At 70.2% G+C, this 2,394-nt stretch carries 4 protein-coding genes; all 4 read right to left on the reverse strand.

The features are described 5' to 3' along the window. Window positions 1-184: 184 nt before the first annotated feature. The 4 genes from PROKR_RS02135 to PROKR_RS02145 all read right to left on the reverse strand — a co-directional run bounded on the left by PROKR_RS02135 (window position 185) and on the right by PROKR_RS02145 (window position 1,708). The gene (locus tag PROKR_RS02135; RefSeq protein ID WP_036959240.1) at window positions 185-382 is read right to left on the reverse strand and encodes a hypothetical protein; all 198 of its coding nucleotides are present in this window, start codon (window positions 380-382) and stop codon (window positions 185-187) included. A 114-nt stretch (window positions 383-496) separates the two neighbouring features. Further along, window positions 497-730: a glutaredoxin domain-containing protein gene (locus PROKR_RS33505; protein ID WP_169736292.1), complete on the reverse strand. Its 234-nt coding sequence runs from the start codon at window positions 728-730 to the stop codon at window positions 497-499. A 311-nt stretch (window positions 731-1,041) separates the two neighbouring features. Continuing rightward, window positions 1,042-1,188, reverse strand: coding sequence for a hypothetical protein (locus tag PROKR_RS32220; protein ID WP_157601818.1), 147 nt, complete (start codon window positions 1,186-1,188; stop codon window positions 1,042-1,044). A 181-nt stretch (window positions 1,189-1,369) separates the two neighbouring features. Beyond that, window positions 1,370-1,708 carry a hypothetical protein gene (locus tag PROKR_RS02145; protein WP_036959243.1) on the reverse strand — a complete coding sequence of 113 codons (339 nt, stop codon included), beginning with the start codon at window positions 1,706-1,708 and terminating at the stop codon, window positions 1,370-1,372. Between the last annotated feature and the right edge of the window lie 686 nt (window positions 1,709-2,394).

A 2,394-nucleotide genomic window follows, 5' to 3' on the forward strand; every position in this document is an offset into this window, starting at 1 on the left:
TGGGACGATACCTCGTAACTCCGTTGCCGGGAAGGTCTTGCGGGGACGGAGTCACGAAACGACGAAGGCCCCCGTCCCAGGTAGGGGCGGGGGCCTGGCGGGGTGGGTCAGACGAAGACCTCGCGGTTCGGGTCCCAGTTGCCGACGTACGACAGCACGCGCGCGGGTGTGTTGTCGCGGACGGTCACCTTCCGGCGGTCGCCTCCGCCGACGGGGAAGACGGGAGGGTCATGTACTCGCCGCGCGCGTCGCCGCCGAACGCCCAGCCGTACGTGTCGAGCACGTACTCGGTGCCCCGGATCTCGACCCGGAACGGCCAGCGGCCCTCGACCGAGTCGGTCAGCACAGCGAAGGTGCTCGGGGTGACAGTCGTGGAGGCCATGAGGGCCCCTCCTTCCTGGCCCGAGGGCCGGACGTGGAAGCCGGCCGGATCCGGCTCCCTGGGGGAGTGCCTCTACCGTAAGTCACGCAAGGCACCTTGCGGCAACTCACGTGGCTACTTCCCTCCGTTCTTCACCCGCCAGGCGTCGAGCAACGGCGCGCGGAACCCGCCGAAGGGCTTCTCGCCGGGCAGCTCGACGACGGGGGCGGCGAGGATGCCGGCGGCCTGGAAGGCGGCGGTCGAGGCGGGGGTGAGCGGGACCTCGACGAACTCCAGGCCGTGGCGGTCGAGGTAGCGCTTCACGGCGTCGCACTGGACGCAACGAGGCTTGGTGTGGACAACGATCACGGTCGGAGGAGGCCTCTCAGGTCGGTGAGGAACGCGCGCCAGGTGTAGCGCGGGCGGGGTGTGGGTTCGCGGTGGGGCGAGCCGGCAGGTTCGACGTGCCGCAACGGTCGCACCAGAGGGCAGCCTCGCCCGTCGAGATCTCGACCCACCACAGGTGGTCGTGCGGATGCAGGGAGCACGTCTCGTCGGTAGGGGCGATCGTGTAGGCCGTCGGCTTAGCTGGCTCGCGCACGCGCTCGACCTCGGCGACGTCGGGCGCTCGCCCCGAGGCGCGGAAGCGGGCGGGCGGGATGCTCACGTGAGGTGCTCGCTCACCGCACATCACCCGGCTTGACCCACACGCGCGAGCCGTCGTCGGTGCGCTCGACGAGGAGCTCGCCGGTCTGGACCTGGGTGTCGACGACGTCGCCCGTCATGCGGACGCGGGTCGCCGGGTGCAGGAAGGTGATGGTGTCCATGTCAGTTCTCCTCCGCGGGAGCCACGCCAAGGGCCTTGCGTGACTGGCCAAGCGCCTTCTGACGCTTGCGCTGCACGGTCGCCTTCGAGAGGCCCATGCGGTGGCCGATCTCCGGGTCGGGGACCGGGCTCGTACTCGGTGAAGCCGTAGGCGAGCTCGCAGATGCGGGCCTCCTCGTCGGTCATGGCGGCGAAGGCCATGTCGACGAGGATCTTGTCCTCGACGTCGACCACGGGGAGGGGGCGAAGATCGGGGCAGCGGTGACGCCGTAGCCCTTCTCCTTCGCGCTGCCGTCGGCGTCGTCGGTCTCCGCGTCGAGCGAGTCGGCGCCGACCGCGGCGCGGACGTCGCGGAAGGTCTCGCGGCTCATGCCGAACTCGGCGGCCAGGTTCTCCGCCGCGTCGAGGTCGCCGTCGGCGGCCCGCACGATGCCGTAGAAGCGCGAGAGCGTGCGGGTCGGGATGGCGAAGGCGGGAGCCGCCTCGACCTCCTCGGACAGGGCCCGGTTCAGGCGGTGCACGAGGTGCCCGGCGAGGCGCGGGTTCTGCTCCGGGTCGTGCTCGGCGATGGCCTCCAGGAAGCCGACCAGGGCCGCGGCCTGGAGGTCCTCGATCGAGCGGGAGGAGGTGCCGTAGTCGGCGGCGGTCGGGGAGAGCTGGCCGTCGAAGACGCCGCCCTTGAAGCGCGAGACCGCGGCGCGGATAGGCGGGGCCGTAGGCGTCGAGGAGCGCCATCTTGGCGGCCTCGGGGGTCCGTGTGGTCGACGCCAGCGGCGTGACCCTGGGCAACGCGGATGAGCTGGGCCTCGGTGACCTCGTCGAGCGAGAGGTCGGCGTCGGTGTAGCGGAACACGCTGATTTCAGACATGGCAAATAGGCCCTTCGTGGGGTGACGGTGTCCCGGAGATCGAGCGACCTCGGGGCGATGAGTGCGAGTCACGCAAGGTGACTTGCGTGACTCATGTGTAACACGGCGCGAGAGGCGAATGCAAGGCGCTTTCGCAGGTCTTTAGATTTCTTCACCCGGGCAGATGCACGACAAAGCCCCCTACGGCTGGCAGATGCAGTGCGGTAGGGGGCTGTCGTCTAGTGCGGTACTACGCCGGGAGCCGCTCCGGCTCCGACGGAGAGGGCCTCGGCGAGGTTGACGACGGACACGCCCATCGCCGTGGCGAGCGTGAGCTCGACGTCCGTTGCCGAGCCGATC

The sequence above is a fragment of the Promicromonospora kroppenstedtii DSM 19349 genome, assembly GCF_000515355.1.
In the GTDB taxonomy this organism is placed as follows: Bacteria; Actinomycetota; Actinomycetes; order Actinomycetales; family Cellulomonadaceae; genus Promicromonospora; species Promicromonospora kroppenstedtii.